Annotated in this window: 16 protein-coding genes; 4 read left to right on the top strand and 12 right to left on the bottom strand. The window is 46.8% G+C overall.

Going from position 1 to position 17,929, the window contains the following annotated elements; translation table 11 throughout:
* Both PGW99_RS01650 and PGW99_RS01645 read right to left on the bottom strand, forming a co-directional pair.
* Complete coding sequence (locus tag PGW99_RS01650) at positions 1 to 390, bottom strand: NUDIX hydrolase (protein ID WP_273778372.1); 390 nt, start codon at positions 388 to 390, stop codon at positions 1 to 3.
* A 2-nt stretch (positions 391 to 392) separates the two neighbouring features.
* Complete coding sequence (locus PGW99_RS01645; RefSeq protein WP_273778371.1) at positions 393 to 971, bottom strand: TIGR00730 family Rossman fold protein; 579 nt, start codon at positions 969 to 971, stop codon at positions 393 to 395.
* Between the two features lie 160 nt (positions 972 to 1,131).
* On the opposite strand from PGW99_RS01645, the gene PGW99_RS01640 reads away from it, so the two are divergent.
* Positions 1,132 to 2,145, top strand: a complete 1,014-nt coding sequence (locus PGW99_RS01640) for a magnesium and cobalt transport protein CorA (RefSeq protein WP_273778370.1) — start codon at positions 1,132 to 1,134, stop codon at positions 2,143 to 2,145.
* A gap of 43 nt (positions 2,146 to 2,188) precedes the next feature.
* On the opposite strand, the gene PGW99_RS01635 is transcribed toward PGW99_RS01640, so the two are convergent.
* The 8 genes from PGW99_RS01635 to dxs form a co-directional block, all read right to left on the bottom strand.
* Positions 2,189 to 2,479 (bottom strand): STAS domain-containing protein, encoded by a 291-nt coding sequence (locus PGW99_RS01635; protein WP_273778369.1) that lies wholly within the window; start codon positions 2,477 to 2,479, stop codon positions 2,189 to 2,191.
* 16 nt (positions 2,480 to 2,495) lie between these two features.
* Entirely contained in the window at positions 2,496 to 3,140 is a 645-nt protein-coding gene (locus PGW99_RS01630; RefSeq protein ID WP_273778368.1) for an MlaC/ttg2D family ABC transporter substrate-binding protein, read from the bottom strand.
* Between the two features lie 20 nt (positions 3,141 to 3,160).
* Positions 3,161 to 3,844, bottom strand: coding sequence for an outer membrane lipid asymmetry maintenance protein MlaD (gene mlaD, locus PGW99_RS01625; RefSeq protein ID WP_273778366.1), 684 nt, complete (start codon positions 3,842 to 3,844; stop codon positions 3,161 to 3,163).
* A complete protein-coding gene (gene mlaE / locus PGW99_RS01620; protein ID WP_273778365.1) occupies positions 3,841 to 4,620 on the bottom strand; it encodes a lipid asymmetry maintenance ABC transporter permease subunit MlaE in 780 nt (259 codons plus the stop codon). The genes mlaD and mlaE overlap by 4 nt, the downstream gene beginning before the upstream one ends.
* Positions 4,617 to 5,435: an ABC transporter ATP-binding protein gene (locus PGW99_RS01615; protein WP_273778363.1), complete on the bottom strand. Its 819-nt coding sequence runs from the start codon at positions 5,433 to 5,435 to the stop codon at positions 4,617 to 4,619. Before PGW99_RS01615 ends, mlaE begins: the two co-directional genes overlap by 4 nt.
* Before the next feature lie 410 nt (positions 5,436 to 5,845).
* Positions 5,846 to 7,663, bottom strand: a complete 1,818-nt coding sequence (locus PGW99_RS01610; RefSeq protein ID WP_273778362.1) for a DEAD/DEAH box helicase — start codon at positions 7,661 to 7,663, stop codon at positions 5,846 to 5,848.
* Between the two features lie 416 nt (positions 7,664 to 8,079).
* A complete protein-coding gene (locus PGW99_RS01605; RefSeq protein WP_273778361.1) occupies positions 8,080 to 8,910 on the bottom strand; it encodes an inositol monophosphatase family protein in 831 nt (276 codons plus the stop codon).
* Between the two features lie 119 nt (positions 8,911 to 9,029).
* Positions 9,030 to 10,946, bottom strand: a complete 1,917-nt coding sequence (dxs, locus tag PGW99_RS01600) for a 1-deoxy-D-xylulose-5-phosphate synthase (RefSeq protein ID WP_273778360.1) — start codon at positions 10,944 to 10,946, stop codon at positions 9,030 to 9,032.
* A gap of 319 nt (positions 10,947 to 11,265) precedes the next feature.
* Here dxs and ribA point away from each other — a divergent pair, with 319 nt between their 5' ends.
* Entirely contained in the window at positions 11,266 to 11,868 is a 603-nt protein-coding gene (gene ribA / locus PGW99_RS01595) for a GTP cyclohydrolase II (protein ID WP_273778359.1), read from the top strand.
* Between the two features lie 77 nt (positions 11,869 to 11,945).
* Here the strand turns inward: ribA and hemN are convergent, their stop codons facing one another.
* Positions 11,946 to 13,310: an oxygen-independent coproporphyrinogen III oxidase gene (hemN, locus tag PGW99_RS01590; protein ID WP_273778357.1), complete on the bottom strand. Its 1,365-nt coding sequence runs from the start codon at positions 13,308 to 13,310 to the stop codon at positions 11,946 to 11,948.
* A gap of 198 nt (positions 13,311 to 13,508) precedes the next feature.
* Here hemN and hemF point away from each other — a divergent pair, with 198 nt between their 5' ends.
* Both hemF and aroE read left to right on the top strand, forming a co-directional pair.
* Positions 13,509 to 14,450, top strand: a complete 942-nt coding sequence (hemF, locus tag PGW99_RS01585; RefSeq protein WP_273778356.1) for an oxygen-dependent coproporphyrinogen oxidase — start codon at positions 13,509 to 13,511, stop codon at positions 14,448 to 14,450.
* Positions 14,451 to 14,553: 103 nt separating this feature from the next.
* Positions 14,554 to 15,360: a shikimate dehydrogenase gene (gene aroE, locus PGW99_RS01580; protein WP_273778354.1), complete on the top strand. Its 807-nt coding sequence runs from the start codon at positions 14,554 to 14,556 to the stop codon at positions 15,358 to 15,360.
* Between the two features lie 46 nt (positions 15,361 to 15,406).
* Here the strand turns inward: aroE and PGW99_RS01575 are convergent, their stop codons facing one another.
* A complete protein-coding gene (locus PGW99_RS01575; RefSeq protein WP_273778352.1) occupies positions 15,407 to 17,731 on the bottom strand; it encodes a hypothetical protein in 2,325 nt (774 codons plus the stop codon).
* Positions 17,732 to 17,929: the final 198 nt, after the last annotated feature.

Raw genomic sequence — 17,929 nt, 5'->3', positions numbered from 1 at the left:
CTACAATTGCTGCTGACACCAGGGAATGACGATGTCTCGGGTCAAGGGAGCGAGCGGTGTGGTTTGATCATCTAAATAGATCCATTTCATTTCAGCAATTTCAGCTGCAATCTGAGGCTCCTGTTTGAGTTGCACCTCATAAACATAACTGACCAGCAGATGATTCGGCTCATTCGCCGTGGCAGTTTCAAATCGCCCCAGAAACTGCAGAATCTCAGCCTCACAGCCAATCTCTTCCTGAATTTCACGCAACATGGTTTGTTCGGGTGTTTCATGGGCTTCGAGCTTACCGCCCACCTGCATAAACATCTGCGTCTGCTGTTTACGCACCAATAATAACTGCTGCTGTGAATTCAAGATCACTGCCGCTGCCACGGTAATCACATTCATATTTAGGCTTCCGCTGGCTGATTCCATTTCGGAACAGGCGGTTGATAGGCAGCAAAACGCTGCAGAATTTCTTCAAAATTGTCAGAACGGATCAGTTTGTCGACATGACGATCCAAGGTAAATCCACATTGCATCGATATATCCATCATGGCAAACATGGCATCGTAATAACCAGCCACATTTAAAAAGGCACAAGGTTTTTGATGGATGCCCAATTGTGCCCAGGTCCATTGCTCAAAAATTTCTTCAAACGTGCCCGAACCACCCGGCAAGGCAACAAAGCCATCCGCTAATTCCGCCATTTTGGTTTTACGTTCATGCATGGTATTCACGATATGCAGTTCGGTTAAATGCGGATGGGCAATCTCACTTTCGACCAACAAATGCGGCATAACACCAATCACGATGCCACCCGCTGCTAAGGCGCTATCCGCCATTACCCCCATCAGACCACTACAACCACCACCATAGACCAAGGTTAAGCCACGCTGTGCCAATGTCTGCCCGACTTCACGTGCAGTCTGGGCAAAGTGTTCGGCATGCCCTAAAGCTGACCCGCAATAGATCGCAATTGATTTCAACGCAACGCTCCTGAGTTTTTTGTTACAAAGTTGACATTTTACTCGTTTATGCTTGATTCAGAATTATTTTTCAAAATAATACGCACACGAGTGTATTTCTGACTAGCCTTGGCTAAAATAGCCGCATTCCTTTTAACAGTACTGCGCAGGGAGCAATCACATGCTTGAAGCCTTTTATGCCACAGAGCGCGGTAGTTTAGAAGATGCCACCATCAATGGTGGTTTCGATTTGCATTCCGATCTGGTGTGGATTGATCTGATTGCACCTTCACAAGAAGAACAGCAGTGGGTATTAGATGCCTACGAGCGCAATTTGCCGACCCTGAAATCACTTGAAGATATTTCGTCTTCCGCGCGTTTCTACAGGGACGACGACGGTATTTTACACATCAGTACGTATTTCTTGACCAAAAATAAAAATTATCAGGTCGAGGCGGAAGCAGATGATGCCAGTAATATGTTGGCCACCGTACAAACTGTTGCCTTCATTTTACATAAAGACCGTCTCTTTACCTTACGGGGTGAAAAGCTGGTTGCCTTCCGGGCTTTCCGTGCACGTGCTCGCCGCAATGATTACGAAATGGATTATAAAGAGCCAACCTGGATTCTGCTCGGTTTGCTCGAGGCTAAACTAGATGAGCTTGCGGATATCTTGGAAGATATCCACAAGGATCTGGAAAAATACTCTACCGAAGTGCTGAATAACCACCATCGTGAACAGATTCTCGATCTGGATGACATGATTACCCGTCTGGCACAACAAGAAGATGTCTTGGGGAAAGCTCAACTGTGCCTGATTGATCTACGCCGTGTTCTAACCTTTCTGTCACGTCCACGCGCTTTGGGCAGTCATATTTATGATGCTGATATCCGCGAACTCAGCGAAGATGTCCGCTCACTGGTCGAACACGATGCATTCCTGTTCCAGAAAGTACGTTTCCTGCTCGATACCACATCAGGATTCATTAACACTGAACAAAGTGACACAATCCGTCGCTTCTCGATTTTACCGAGTATGCTCGCACCTCCTATGCTCATCGCCAGTATTTACGGGATGAACACGGAAGTCTTGCCCTTTGCCCATGGCACCACTAGCTTCATGGTCGTGATTTGTATTCTGATTTCATTCTTTGTCGGCCCCCTGTTATATTTCCGCTGGAAAAAATGGATCTAATAAAAAAGCACCTGACGGTGCTTTTTTATTAGATGCAATCTTGTTAGGCGATCAGCTGTAAATCATCCTGCAAATGACAAGCCTGAATGATTTTCAGCATTTTTTCTGGCACAGCCTTGAACTGTAGGCCTTGGGCATTTGGGGTTTTGCGCAACCATTGCACTAACACCGCTAGAACCATGGTATTGCCCTGCTCTAACTCAGCCAGATTCACCACCAGTGGAAATTGTGACTGGGACTGAATCAAGCCAAGTCCCTGACGATAGACCGCTTCTGCATTAGCAAAATCAATTTTTCCCGACAGTACCAATTCCTGATTCAGCAACTTAATCACACTACACCTACTTCAATTATTTCTTTTTGCCATTTGCATTAACCGCTGCTTCCGCATCCGGCTCAAAGTTCGCAATTGCTTTATCAAGGTTATTACCATTACGTTTAACCGTTGCCGCAAACTGATTACGGAACTGTAGACCTAGGTCAATGCCAGCCACGTTGATGTTACGGATTTTCCATTGGTTACCTTTGTCAGCCAACTGGAACGATACCGGGGTTTTTTCACCACCATCAATAAAGTCGATGGTTACCACTGGATATTTGCTGTTGGTCGCTTTATACGGACGAATACTATAAGTCTGATTCGTATACTTCGCAAAAGCTCCGCCATAGTTTTCAATCAGTGTTTCACGGAAGTTTTGTTCAAAACGTGCACGTTGCGCAGCCGTACTGTATTGGTTGGTCGCATAAGTTCCCATCACAATGCGGGTAAAAGCCTGTGCATCAACATAAGGATCAAGCTTTTGACGCACAATCGCTTTCACAGCCGCCGGATTGTTTTGCAACTTGCTACGGTCTGCTTTTAAGCGCTCAACCAAGCCGTCAGCCACACGTTTAATAAACACAGGCGGTGCTTCTGCCGGTGCAGCAAATACGCTACCTGCAATCAAGGTTGATAGAACACTCGCCGTGAGTGTTTGTTTTAACAACGTGTTCACTAAACTTACTCCTTTCAGGCTTATTCAACAAATGAAGCTTGTGCTTCAGACGCTTCAGTTGTTTCTGCCGGGATTACACTTTGATCAGCATTAGTACCTTGCGCTGATTTGCTCGCACCACCGGTAATAAACTTATTAATTAAATCTTCAAGATCCATCGTGCCTTGGGTATTCGCTACACGCTCACCACGCTTGATGTAGTTAAGCCCACCGCCTGGTACAACTTTCAAATACTTTTCACCCAACAGACCATTGGTCGCTACCATGATATAAGCATCCTCATCAATACTGGTGATGGATTTCATGTTCGCAATTTGTTGCTGTTCCATTGCTTTTTGTTTTTCTGGTGTTGCCTGCTGATATTCAGAACTGTAACGCAACTCTTCGAGTGCATTATTCTGCACGGTTTTTAGCTGCTCGGCATTGAATGAAGTCATTTTGCCATCTAGGGCAAAAGTCACGGTAGCCAAACGAGTCACTGGATCTAAGCTAATTTCCTCAACACGGCCAATCGTGACACCACTCATGGTTACTTTGGCACGCGGTTTCAAGCCATTCACGTTGTCAAAAGTCGCTGTCAAGGTATAGCTGTCACGCAAGTTAGTACCGGATAAACCACTGACTTTCATGGCCAAGAAAAATAATGCAACACCGAAGATAATGACAAAGATACCGACGGCCAGCTCACTGGTACGTGACTTCATTTAATTCCTCCGAACATGACCGCAGTCAACACAAAATCGAATCCTAAAACACATAATGACGAATACACCACTGTACGGGTGGTAGAAGTCGCGATTCCATCAGAAGTCGGGACACAGGCATAGCCCTGATACACAGCAATCCAGGTACAGATCAAGGCAAACACAACACTTTTAATAATGCCATTGACGATATCATGGTGAAATTCCACGCTGTTTTGCATACCGCTCCAGAAGGAACCTTCATCCACACCGAGGAAATCCACGCCAACCATTTTACCGCCGAGAATACCAATTGCAGAAAAGATCACGGTCAACATTGGCAAGCTAACGATACCCGCCCAAAGACGTGGCGAGACAATCCGTTTCAGCGGATCAACCCCAATCATTTCCATACTGGCCAGTTGCTCAGTCGCTTTCATCAAGCCAATTTCAGCTGTTAAGGCAGAACCTGCACGCCCCGCAAACAACAAGGCCGTAACTACAGGCGCGAGTTCACGTAACAAGGTTAACGCAACCATAGTGCCCAGCATTGCCTCACTGCCTATATTGACCAGAATCGAATGGCCCTGTAAGCCTAAAACCAGACCAATAAACAGACCAGAAACTGCAATAATCAGCAGTGACATCACACCGACCCGGTACATCTGGTAGATAAACAACCGGACGCCTAACCACGTTGGCATGGAAAAAATAATTTGTGCCAGCATCAGGGTGGCTACCCCAATCCCCTGGACACTTGCAATAACGCTTCGGCCTAAGGAGGCAATGGCATTCATGCACGCACCTCATGACTTAAATACGCTTGATGGCTAAATTGATAATCCACTGGACCTTCCATCGAGCCGGTCAAAAACTGCTTAACAAAAGGAATATCACTCGCTTGTAATTCAGCAGGCGTCCCCTCACCTTGTACAACGCCTTCCGCCACGATATAAATATAATCGGCAATCGAAAGGGTTTCATGCACGTCATGCGAGACAATAATGGTGGTTAAATCCAGAGCTTCACGCAAAGAACGGATCAGACGGGTTAATACGCCTTTCACAATCGGATCCTGACCCGCAAAAGGTTCATCATACATGATCAATTCTGGATCTAAAGCGATCGCACGCGCCAAGGCCACACGACGATTCATCCCGCCAGAGAGTTCAGCAGGCATGAGTTGTTCAGTACCACGTAATCCTACTGCTTCGAGCTTCAATGCAACGAGTTCGGCAATCAGATTCTCAGGTAATCGGGTGTGGGCACGTAAAGGGAAAGCAACGTTTTCATAAACTGAAATATCGGTAAACAGCGCACCCGTTTGAAACAGCATGCCCATACGAGCACGAGCAGCAAACAGTTCCTGACGTGACATGTGATTTAAGTTTTTACCTTCGAGTAAAACTTCCCCATGCTCTGGCATCAACTGACCACCAATCAAGCGTAACAAGGTCGTCTTTCCGGTGCCAGAGGGTCCCATAATCGCGGTAATCTGACCACGACGAATTTGAATGTTGACATTGTCATAGATGACACGTTGTCCGCGCTTGAAACTCAAATTTTTGACTTCAATCAGCGAATCGGTCTGGAGCGCAGTAGAATTATTCATGGCTGAGCGGTTTCCTGCATTTTTTCAGCCCGCATACTATACCCTGAATGGCAGGAAATTTGTTACTCTTTCATATAAAAGCGATAGCCTGACTAAAGGTCAACTCATCAGTTAAGGAAGAGTCAATAGAGAAGAGATTTTTATTTTTTTGTTATAAAAACAATAGATTAAGCAGAAATTTGATAAAGAAAATAAATAATATTGACAAGTAAAAGCAGAATGAACAGATAAGGCATATATACTCCGAGCTTCGATTCATGCCACACAAAACGGTTCACTTTAAGATCCATAGTTCTCATATTCTACTTTAAAATTTGATGTAGTATACATTTTATAGAGATCAATAGAAATCCTTCAGTTACAAAAAAACCAGTGTAAAAACACTGGTTTTTTTGTTGAACTTTCACGTTTTAGTCGTTGAATTTACGACGACGGTCGCCAAAGTCACGACGTGGACGATCCGCATTGAACTCACGACGTGGACGGTCTTCACCACCAAAACGACGTGGTTGCTCACCTGCCGGTTTGTTAAAGCCACCAGTACGTGGTTTGTAATCTACACGATTACCACGGTTGTCATCATTGCTGTCAAAACGAGGCTTGTCAGCAAAGTCACGACGTGGGCGATCCGAATTGAACTCGCGACGTGGACGATCTTCACCACCAAAGCTGCGTTGTGGACGGTCGCCAAAGCCACCTTCACGGCGCGCTGGACGGTCACCAAAATCACGTTTCGGACGGTCATCACCGAATGGACGTTCACCACGTGGTTTGTCAGCAAAGCTGCGTTGTGGACGGTCACCAAAGCCACCTTCACGGCGTGCTGGACGGTCACCAAAATCACGTTTTGGACGATCTTCACCAAATGGACGGTCGCCACGTGGTTTATCATCGAAGCTACGGCGTGGACGGTCATCACGACCACCTTCACGACGCTTGAAGTTGCTTTCACCTTCAAAGCGACGGCCACCGCCAAAACCACCACGGCCACCTTCACGACCACCACCATGGCGTTTATTACCGCCACGACCACCATCACCACGACCAGAACGTGCTGGAGGCGGAGATGGCTCTAGGCCTTCAATTTCAGACACATCCAAACGTGCTTCTAAATAATCTTCAAGCGCACGAATCTTGCCACGTTCACGGTAAGTCGCCAAAGTCACCGCCTGACCTGTACGACCAGCACGACCTGTACGACCGATACGGTGTACATAGTCTTCGTGTTTCATCGGCAAGCCAAAGTTGATCACGTGCGAAATTGTTGGTACGTCAAGACCACGTGCAGCAACGTCAGTTGCAACCAGAATTTTTGCACGACCTTCACGGATACTGCGTAAACGACGGTTACGTACGGTTTGTGGCATAGCACCGTGTAGTGCAACCACAGAGTGACCTGCTTCCGCCAACTCTTCCGCTAGCATATCAGTGTCTTCTTGTGTGCTGGCAAACACAACCGCTTGATCTAAAGTTTCATCATTTAACCAGTGGGTGAGCAACTTTTTCTTGTGCTCGAAACCGTCTGTCCAGTGCAATGTCTGGGTAATATCGGTATTGGTTGAATGGCCTGTTTCAATTGCAATACGTAGCGGATCCTGCATCATACATTCAGCAAGACGGATAATACGGTCAGCAAACGTTGCAGAGAACATCAAAGTTTGTTTACGGTTCGCTGCTAATTCGCTGATAGCTTCCAAGTCTTCAGCGAAACCAAGATCAAGCATACGGTCTGCTTCATCTACGATTAAAGCATCTACTTTATCAAGCTTGATCTGACGACGGTTGACCAAGTCAAGTAAACGGCCTGGTGTCGCAACGACAACTTGAGCGCCTTTAAGCTGTTGGATTTGTTTAGCGAATGGCATACCACCCATAATCGCTGCAATACGCACACCTTTCATGTGACGTACAAAGGCAATCGCATCTTGGCTGACTTGTTGTGCCAATTCACGTGTTGGTGAGATCACCAAAATATTCGGTTGAGTGACAGCACGCATACGCTCTTTGAATGGAACGAAGGTGTCTTGACCTGCCAAAGCATTTAATGTTGGAAGTAAAAAGGCAGCGGTTTTACCTGAACCGGTTTGGCTTGAAACTAAAAGGTCTTTGCCTTCTAGCGCAGCAGGAATCGCTTGTTCTTGTACAGGAGTTGGGGCTGTAAAACCCAAGTCTGCAAGGGCTTGAGTAAGGGATTCATGCAAAGAAAAATCAGCAAAAGTTTTGCTCATAGAGAGTGTTCACCCTAAATGGGTGCTCCATTATAAATACAGTATGGACATCGGCAAAATGCGGCACAGCGACTAGAGCTGAAAAATAGGATTCAGCGGCGATCCGTGTAACGACGATGTGGATTAAACGCACGCATGATTGCAGCCGTAACCTGAAGGAATCGCTTAAGCGATTGGGGCGCGAGGAATCGTCCTCTCTATGGACAGTACGCGCATACACAATGATTAGAAGATAATGTTCAGGTAATGAACGGAAATTTAAGTGCGTCGGCGGAGTATAACAGAAAAAAGACAAATGTCATGCGCTTTTGCGATTATTTTACAAAGCTTGACCAATTACACATTACACGTACCTACATACATGAAAAAAGCCCTCAATTTTGAGGGCTTTCGTAAATATTTTTCAGCGCATCAATTTATTTGGCTGCATCCGCCCAAGCAGGGACAACAGCTTGCATCAAAGGTTTCAACATTTTCATTGAACATGCCAGAACTTGACCATTGTCTGCTGAATCTGTACCCCCACGCGCATCAACCAGTGTACCGCCCGCTTCTTTCACTAAAAGTTCACCAGCAGCGATATCCCAAGGTTTCAAACCGAGTTCAAAGAAACCATCAAAACGACCCGCAGCCACGTAAGCTAAGTCTAAGGCTGCAGAACCACCACGACGGATATGTGCACCCGCTTTGGTGACGGCCAACAAACTTGCAAAATGCTGTTCAGCGTAAGAGACCACTTCACCATTACGCGTAGCACGGTACGGATGACCTACCGCCAGGAAAGTATTTGCCAAGCTATCTTTAACATTGACACGAATACGGCGCTGATTCATCACCGCACCACGACCACGGCTGGCAGAGAACATCTCATCACGTACCGGATCATAGATCACACCATGTTGAGTGATCCCTTTGTGTTGTACAGCAATAGAAATACAGAAATGCGGAAAGCCGTTAATGAAGTTTTGTGTACCATCCAGTGGATCAATCACCCAGCACCAGTCTGCATCGTGACCTTTACCTTCCTGAAAACCAAACTCTTCACCAAGGAAACTATGATTTTTATAACTTTTACGCAGCGTATCAATGGTCAACTGCTCTAAATAGCGATCTACACGTGTTACCGGACCATCGATGCCTTTATCTTCTACCTGTAGATCGAGTTTATGACGATTCTGATGTGCTTTTAAAAGCTCTTGACCAACTGTTTGAGCCGCACGCGCAGCCATCACCACCATAGGTTCCATTGAACACCCACTACAAATTTTGAAGATTTTGACAAAGAATAATGCATAAAAGCGCATACATTTTAACAAATGAATGCACTTTTAGGGAAAAAATGTTGCGAAAAATTTAAAGCAGGGCTTCAGGCTGTCTGTACAAGCTTTAACCAGGCTTTTTCTATGGCTTTTTGGATTCCAATGGCATCAAGACCACAATCCTCAAGCATCTGTGCATGGGTTGCTTGTGGCAAGAATGAATCGGGCAATCCAAGATTCAGTACCGGTTTGACAATTTGAGCTTGTGCCAAATATTCATTGACCGCACTACCTGCACCTGCCATGACCGCATGTTCTTCTACGGTCACAAACAAACTGGTATGTTCAGCAAGCTGTTGAATCAGTGTTTCATCCAGCGGTTTAACAAAACGCATATTCACCACACGTACACCCACTTCACGCAGCTGAGCAAGCTGCTCTGCGGCTTGTAATGCCACAGTAACACGGCTACCAAACGCCAGAATAGAAATCTGCTCGTCCTGTTGTGGATGGAATTCCGCAAGGATCTCCGCTTTACCAATGTCCAGCGCGGTCATTTGTTGTTGAATTTCCACCCCTGTCCCTTGTCCACGTGGGTAACGCACTGCTGCAGGTCCTGGATAAAGATAGGCAGTATGCAGCATTTGACGACATTCGTTTTCATCTTTCGGTGCCATAATCAGCATGTTGGGTACGGTACGCATATAGGCGTAATCATAAGCACCCGCATGCGTTGGGCCATCCTCACCAACCAGGCCAGCCCGGTCGATCGCGAAGGTCACATCCAGATTTTGCAGAGCCACGTCATGGATCAACTGGTCATAGCCGCGTTGCAGGAAGGTTGAGTAAATCGCAACAACAGGTTTTAAACCTTCACAGGCCATCCCCGCTGCCAAAGTCACCGCATGCTGCTCGGCAATCGCCACATCAAAGAAACGTTGCGGATACTGCTTGGCAAACTTCACCATGCCCGAACCTTCGCACATCGCTGGGGTAATTGCCAGCAAACGTTGATCCTGAGCGACCTGATCACACAACCATTGTCCAAAGACATCGGAATATTTCGGTGCCGCTTTGGCGACCGGCTTGCGAAATGGTGTCGCCGTGATTTTACTGATGGCGTGATAGGTAATTGGATCAGCTTCGGCAGGTGCAAAACCCTTGCCTTTACGGGTGTAAACATGGATTAAGCGTGGACCACTGCGTTTTTTCAGCGCATTAAAAACCTGGACCAACTGCTCAACATCATGACCATCAAACGGTCCGAAATAGTCAAAACCGATGGCTTTAAACAGGTTGTCTGCAGCATCTGTCGCCGATTGATGCAAACGTGAATTATACGTCCACTGTGGGTGCGGCTGAATATAGGCTTCGCCATTTTCATCAATATTGACGAAGTGACCTTTTTCCCAAATGGCCGCAAGATGTTTGGCAAAGCCACCGGTACTGCAGGAAATCGACATGTCGTTGTCATTCAGCACGACCATCAGGTCGGCATCATGTGCGACCGCATCGTTCATAGCTTCGAATGCCATACCCGCCGTCATGGCACCATCCCCCACCACGCAGACGACTTCACATGGATTATTTTGATAGCGGCGTGCCAGTGACATCCCCAAACCAGCAGAAATTGCGGTCGAAGAATGACCAACGCCGAAAGTATCAAATTCAGATTCTTCACGTGCCGGAAAAGCCGCCAGACCATTTTTAGCACGGATCGTGGTGAGCTGCTCACGGCGTCCCGTCAGAACTTTGTGCGGGTAAGCCTGATGACCGACATCCCAAACCAAACGGTCATGTGGGGTATTGAAACAGTAATGCAGTGCAACGGTAAGTTCGATTACACCGAGATTGGCGCCAAAATGCCCGCCACTTTGCCCAGCGGCATACAAAATATACTGACGCAACTCATCTGCCACTTGTACAAGCTGGCTTTGCTCGAGCTGACGTAATTGTTGGGGATGATCAATCGCATCCAACAATGGCGTAACAGGGCGTTGAGTTGGAATTTCGGTATACAACATATATGGCAAAGCCTTCTAAAGCCTGGCGGATCCGAGCTGGGTCAATGGGTTAGCGATAAATGATGAACATTATCGAATGGAATCACCTTTAAGCAACCACATTTGTAGTGATGTCATCTTGAGTATTCTCGCATACATCGCGTACGGCTTTGTGTGGTGCAGCAGATTATCCTGAATAATCTTACTATTTATCAACTATTATCGTGCGCTTTATACAAAAAAGAAAATGTTATGCATAAATTCATAATGGCAATTCTACCAATGTCCAAGCATTACGCTATACTTTCAATCACTTTCTAAGCTAACCATGGGTTGAACTGTGCCAATAGAATTTGTTGCCTCTTCTAAACTACCGACTGCTTTTGGTGATTTTAAAATTAGTGTTTTTCAAGACCCTGCGACCGGCGAAGAGCATGTGGCACTCTCTAAAGGACTGGAGACACCACCAAATGGTCCGGTGCTGGTACGCATCCATTCTGAATGCCTGACTGGCGACGCCTTTGCCTCGTTAAAATGTGATTGTGGCCCACAATTGCAAGCCACGCAGAAAATGATTAACGATGCCGGACAAGGGGTCATTTTGTATTTGCGTCAGGAAGGTCGTGGCATCGGTCTAACCAATAAAATCCGTGCCTATGCCCTGCAGGATCAAGGTCATGACACGGTGGATGCCAATCTCATGCTCAATTTGCCCGCTGATGCCCGTGAATATGACATGTGCCCGATCATGCTCAATCACTTGGGCATCCAACAGGTGAAGTTGATTACCAATAATCCCCTCAAGATTGAAGCCCTGAAAGCACAAGGCATTGATGTGGTGGGTCGTGTGCCTTTGACGGTAGGCAAAAACCAGTTTAATGAAGATTATCTCAAGACCAAACGTGAACGTATGTCACACCTTTATCATACAGATGACTTCTAATTCCTTGCTCTAAAAATTCTTCGCATAAAAAACCGGGTGGACTTAGTCCACCCGGTTTTTTATGCGGTATTGACCGATTAAATGGTCATGGAAAAAATGCGGGTGTTCGGCATCTTGCGTTTCAATCTTAAATCAAAAGCCATACAGATATTGCGTACAAAGGGTTTGCCCTGTTCAGTCACTTTGATTCCCTGCTCTAGAATCTCCAGTAAACCGTCTTGCTGCATTTCAGCCAGTTGGGTCAGGACCTCGGGCAATTCTGGAAATTGCATCTCGACACTTTGCCACGAGGTCTGGAAGGTACACATCAGGTTTAAAATGTGTTTGCGGATCATCAGATCTTCTGCGCTCAGCACATGCCCACGAAACACCGGAATTTCATTATTTTCCAGACGGCTATAATAATCTTCCAGCTGTTTTTCATTCTGCGCAAAGCTGTACCAGCTATCACTGATCGAGGAAACCCCTAGACCAATCATCACTTGGGTCTTAGAAGCGGTATAGCCCATAAAATTACGGTGTAAGCTGCCCTGCTGGAAGGACTGGTACATGGCATCACTGGCAAGCGAAAAATGATCCATACCGATTTCATGATAACCGTGCTCAAGCAAACGTTTTTTGCCTTCCTCATATAAAGTGCGCTTCACATGGTCTTTCGGCACGTCTTCATCTTTAAAACCACGCTGGCCATTGCCCTTGATCCACGGCACATGGGCATAACTGTAAAAGGCCAAACGGTCTGGCTGTAGGCTGGTGGTTTTCTCGATAGTATTCAGCACATCGTCCAGACTTTGAAATGGCAGACCGAATACCAGATCATGCGAGATGGAGGTGTAGCCGATTTCACGCGCCCATTGCGTCACACGCTCGACATGTTCAAATGGCTGTATCCGGTGAATAGCTTTTTGCACGGTGAGGTTATAGTCCTGCACCCCATAGCTGACCCGGCGAAACCCGAGATCATATAAGGCCTGCAAATGTTCTCGCGTAGTGCTGTTCGGATGGCCTTCAAAGCTGAATTCGTGCTCTTCCGTAATTTCAGCTTTCGACAGAATGCCCTGCATCAGTTGCACCAGATGCTCAACAGAGAAAAAGGTCGGCGTGCCACCCCCCAAATGAATTTCCTTGATACGTGGCTTATTGACCAGCAGTTGGCAATACAGATCCCACTCTTTCAACACAGCAGCAATATAAGGCGCTTCCACTTCATGACGTTTAGTCACACGCTTGTGACAGCCACAAAAGGTACACAGACTTTCACAAAACGGCAGATGGATATATAAGCTGATGCCTTCACTGACATTGGATTCATTAAAGGAACGTTTCAAACTCTGTTGCCAAAGCTCTGCTGAGAAAGAACTGTCTTCCCAATAGGGTACCGTCGGATAACTGGTATAGCGTGGCCCAGGAACATTATATTTTTGAATTAGCGAAGTACCCATATTTCCCATCCACTTAAAAATCTCTGCCTGCAAAACACAACAGAAAAATACAATTCAACAAAAACAGTAGCACGAATCTATTCTGCGCAGCTTCTACACAGAATACAAGCCGACCTCCGCATGAGAAAAACCTGCTTAATCTTTTCGGCATTTTGTGTTTTGATGTGATGAATTTAGAATTTTCTTATGAGTGTTCCGATGTCTCATCCCACCTCTGCTGATCTCCAGCGTGTTCGTGACTTTCTCCTCGACTTACAGGCCCGGATCTGTGCTGCTTTAGAACAGCAGGAACAGGCCGGGGGCGGTAAGGCAGAATTCATCATTGATGACTGGGAACGCCCGGAAGGCGGCGGTGGCCGCTCACGTGTGCTGCAAGATGGCACAGTGATTGAAAAAGGCGGCGTGATGTTCTCGCACATCAATATTTCCAAACTGCCAGCCTCGGCGACAGAACGTCATCCGGGGATTGCCGGTGCCAAGGCTCAGGCCATGGGTGTATCTCTGGTGATTCATCCGAAAAACCCGAATATTCCGACTTCACATGCCAATGTGCGTCTGTTTGTCGCCGAGCCGGAAGGCCAGGCACCAATCTGGTGGTTTGGGGGCGGTTTTGACCTCACACCATTTTATCCGGATGAGCAGGATGTCATCGACTGGCATCAAAAAGCCTATGATCTGTGCCAGCCTTTTGGTGAAGAGGTGTATGCCAAACATAAACAGTGGTGTGATGACTATTTTTATTTAAAGCATCGTGATGAACAGCGTGGCGTCGGTGGCCTATTTTTTGATGATCTGAACTGCTGGGATTTTGAAACCTGCTTCCAGTATATCCAGGCCGTGGGCAATGGTTATCTTGAAGCAATTCTGCCGATTTTTGAGAAACACCGTGAGCAGCCATATAGTGAAGCACAGCGGGAATTCCAGCTCTATCGTCGTGGCCGCTATGTCGAATACAACTTGGTCTATGACCGCGGCACCCTGTTTGGCCTACAAACCGGTGGTCGCATCGAATCGATTCTGGTCAGCTTACCAAACCTGGCGGCATGGAGCTACCGTCCGGAATGGGCAGAAGATTCCGCCGAAAAACGTCTCACCGAATATTATTTAAAGCCGCGTGACTGGTTACAATTGAACGCATAATCTATCGAGCCCATGATGACTATCAGATTAGCCTGCTGATTTCTATACTGCAGGTTTTTGGTTGATCCATCATGGGCCTTTGCTTTTAGGGATCGTCCATACCATGACAAAACAATTTGCCGTGATCGGCAATCCAATCGAACAATCACGCTCACCTGAATTACATCACGCCTTTGCCGCAAAAATGGGTGTAGATTTGAACTACAGCAAACGCTTGGCCGCGCTGGATGGTTTTGAAGCCAGCGTACGCGAATTTTTTGCTGCCGGTGGTGTCGGTATGAATGTCACGGTGCCGTTTAAAGAACAGGCCTTTGCTTTATGTGACCAGCTCAGTGAACGTGCCAAAATCGCCAAAGCGGTCAATACGCTATGGATGCAAGATGGACAGCTTCACGGCGACAATACCGATGGTCAGGGTCTGGTGGAAGCCATTCAGGCACTGGACTGGCCATTGCACAATACGACCGTGCTGATTATTGGTGCAGGTGGTGCGACCCGTGGGGTAATTTATCCACTGGTTCTGGCAGGCGTGAAAAAAATCGTGATCGCTAACCGTACACTCGCTCGTGCCGAACAACTGGTTCAGGATATCGCTGCTTCGGTGCCACAAGCAACTTTAGCCGCGATTGGGCTAGATGAGTTAGCCGGTGATTTTGATCTGGTGATTAATGCTACCTCGGCCAGTCTGGCGGGTGATGCCCTGGTTTTACCGGAAGCGTTGCAGTTTAAATATGCCTATGAAATGGCGTATGGCAAACCTTCGAGTTTTCTGGATCAGGCCAAAGCACGCGGTATTCCAACCTCTGAAGGTTTCGGAATGCTGGTCGGTCAGGCCGTCGAATCGTTCTCGATCTGGAATGGTGTCCGACCAAACACCCGCGATTTTCTGAGCTTAGAACAGCAAAAATAAAACTGTTTCACCAAGTTCAGCATTTGAACTTGGTGAAATCTATGGGTTATTTTTCTTCCAACTGAGCAAAGACCACCGAGATCAACTCTACATCCACCCATGTTTCATCCGACAATTTCAACGGCTGAAAACTCTCTGGCTGCAGGACTCGTTTTTGCTGTGTGGCATAGGCATGCCCCAGAATATCCGCCACCTGTTTTAATTCTTTAGGCGGGGGATTGTTCAGCTCATCTTCATAGGCCTGCTGATAAGCCTGCACATACAAGGCCGAAAACTGCTGTTCCGGTTTTGGCGAATGCTGCTTGAGCTGTTTTAAACGATTTTTCTGTTGTGCTTTCTGGATGACATGCTCCACCAAGCTGGCCGTCTGTCGTCCTAACATGACCTGATAGCTGTCTTCAGTCCAATGCTGGTGCTGTTGCCAACGCTGCTGTTGCTGTTCCATATCTGTAGTTGATGGCAAATACTGTTCACTGGCATAACGGTAAGCATGCAGACTGGCGACCTCTGCCAGATCTTGGGCAGAAAAATGCTGCAACCAACGCGGCTGTTGCTGTGCAAGCGTAGCCAGAAAAACTGCATTATAGGTGCTGAGGTAGTCCTGTTTCTTGGCATAGACCTGAGTGGCCAGCTGTTCGAGTTGCTGATCCAGTGAATCCACATCTTTGCTCATGGAGGATGCTTCATCATCCATGCCGCTACGCTTCAATACGCCCTGAAACACCCCATCTAAAGCGGAACCCCGCATTACTTCGGCAATCGGTTTCGCCTGTTTTAAAGCCTGCTGATCAATTGCAGAGGCCTGTCCATAATGAGACACCTGGGTATCAACCCGAATACGTAGCGGCTGCTGAGGGAGTACACCCGATAAATCAAATTGATTGTGCACATACAGCATGCGCCCCTGCTCATCTAGCCCCAGTTCAACAACGGAGGGCAGCGGCATGTTTTCCTCTTGCAGGTAGGCTTGTATCTCAGTCTGATGCTGCTGCCATAAGGCTTTAAATTGTTGTACTGTAACCAGCTGTCCAGTGTCATAGGTTTTAAAAAGTTGTTTGAGTCTCACCATTTTTTCCTGCTGAATCACTGGCGAACTCATAGATACCGTCGAATCCTGTGGCTGCAGCACATCCACCGCATAGACATTCAAACAATAGGCAGCATCGCCCAAGCTGATCTGCTGCTTTTCAGTCGCCAACCGTTGGCACTGTGCCAAATCCTGTGCAAGGTACTGTTCCTGTTCTTGTTGCACGCTCCCCTCGGGTGCCACTTCTTTGGCTGTCTCTGCTGATAGCGAGGCTTCATCTTCCCCACAGTCACAATCGCTCTGCTGTTGCTCACGCAACTGTTGCCAGTAGGCATTCAACATATCCTGATAATGTGCCGATGCATGCGTTGCGGTACGGTCCTTCACTACTTTTTCAGCAGATGTGGCCGATGCCTGACTCAATAAAAGTTGACCCAGATTCTGACTCTGGCCAGAAACAGGGTCAATTTTTAGAATATGACGTAACAGATACTGTTCATTGACCTGTAAAAACAGGCTGGTTTGTAACAGACTTTCAGCCAGCGTCGATTGCAAACGGATCTTGTCTACGGCACCTTGCGCACGATCCTGAGCCGTTAAAGGGAGGCGAGTTAAGTTCGAGTCCGCTGCTAACTGGTAAGGCAGCGCAGAAAGTTCCTGCAAAAACTGTAAAGCAGCACGGCCATCGAGCTGTTGCAAGAGATCTTTGTACTTGGCCAAATCGACATAGGCATAATCGGCTTGTGAATCCCGATTGACCAAGAACGGCATCAAGGCAAAAAAATTGCTATAAAATTTATGGTCCTGTAAATCCAGCACCATCGGCACTTGAGCCTGTACCAGCAAAGTTGGCTTGGCATAACGTAACTGCAGGTTCATTGAGGCCTGTTTTTCCCGCCAATGTACCGAACCATTCAGGCTCAAATCCAGGTCGCTCAGTAAATGAGTACTAAACTTTTGCAAACGTGCACTCATACTGCTAGGTTGCAGTGGATGAGGCGGCTCAGACAAAGCCTGATACAGTGCCTGTTGCTCTCGGGCTTTCAAGTGAATTTGTTCTGCGGCAAAAAATTGCTGTAATTTTTGACGAATCTCGGGATCCAATGTTTTCGGTGAAGTTATCGCACGATTGACTGTATTGCCTGGATGAGCCGGATCATTAAATTCAAACTTGATCTGCGAAGCATAGTCAAAACTTGGATAACGGTATACCGCATTCACGCCTTGCACCGCCTGCGGTGCTACCGTTCCCTTGGGTTGCTGCACTTTTGATTTTATTAAATTTTGGCTACAGCCCATCAGCCCCAAACTGAGTAAACACCCCGTTAATATTGTAAGTTTCATAATAAAAACCTAATTATTGTGTATAAAAATTTGCAGAATCTAAGCGCTCGAGTATGATGAAAATGTATGCAGAACGAAAGAAAAAATACAGCATTCAGATAATTGGCTTCGTCCTCTATTCGCCTTTCTGACAATTTCCGGAGGCTACAATATCAATGTATTTTTATGACCCATGTGAATAATCAAAGTAACGACCTG

Source organism: Acinetobacter sp. GSS19 (assembly GCF_028621895.1).
Lineage (GTDB): Bacteria > Pseudomonadota > Gammaproteobacteria > Pseudomonadales > Moraxellaceae > Acinetobacter.
The sequence above is the reverse complement of the archived record's forward strand: the minus strand, read 5'-3'. Positions and strand labels throughout refer to the sequence as shown.

What these genes read in the sequence shown, in the direction of transcription:
- PGW99_RS01650 (WP_273778372.1), bottom strand. Translation starts at nt 390, where the DNA reads ATGAATGTGATTACCGTGGCAGCGGCAGTGATCTTGAATTCACAGCAG.
- PGW99_RS01640 (WP_273778370.1), top strand. Translation starts at nt 1,132, where the DNA reads ATGCTTGAAGCCTTTTATGCCACAGAGCGCGGTAGTTTAGAAGATGCC.
- mlaD (WP_273778366.1), bottom strand. Translation starts at nt 3,844, where the DNA reads ATGAAGTCACGTACCAGTGAGCTGGCCGTCGGTATCTTTGTCATTATC.
- mlaE (WP_273778365.1), bottom strand. Translation starts at nt 4,620, where the DNA reads ATGAATGCCATTGCCTCCTTAGGCCGAAGCGTTATTGCAAGTGTCCAG.
- PGW99_RS01615 (WP_273778363.1), bottom strand. Translation starts at nt 5,435, where the DNA reads ATGAATAATTCTACTGCGCTCCAGACCGATTCGCTGATTGAAGTCAAA.
- PGW99_RS01610 (WP_273778362.1), bottom strand. Translation starts at nt 7,663, where the DNA reads ATGAGCAAAACTTTTGCTGATTTTTCTTTGCATGAATCCCTTACTCAA.
- PGW99_RS01605 (WP_273778361.1), bottom strand. Translation starts at nt 8,910, where the DNA reads ATGGAACCTATGGTGGTGATGGCTGCGCGTGCGGCTCAAACAGTTGGT.
- dxs (WP_273778360.1), bottom strand. Translation starts at nt 10,946, where the DNA reads ATGTTGTATACCGAAATTCCAACTCAACGCCCTGTTACGCCATTGTTG.
- hemN (WP_273778357.1), bottom strand. Translation starts at nt 13,310, where the DNA reads ATGGGTACTTCGCTAATTCAAAAATATAATGTTCCTGGGCCACGCTAT.
- hemF (WP_273778356.1), top strand. Translation starts at nt 13,509, where the DNA reads ATGTCTCATCCCACCTCTGCTGATCTCCAGCGTGTTCGTGACTTTCTC.
- aroE (WP_273778354.1), top strand. Translation starts at nt 14,554, where the DNA reads ATGACAAAACAATTTGCCGTGATCGGCAATCCAATCGAACAATCACGC.
- PGW99_RS01575 (WP_273778352.1), bottom strand. Translation starts at nt 17,731, where the DNA reads ATGAAACTTACAATATTAACGGGGTGTTTACTCAGTTTGGGGCTGATG.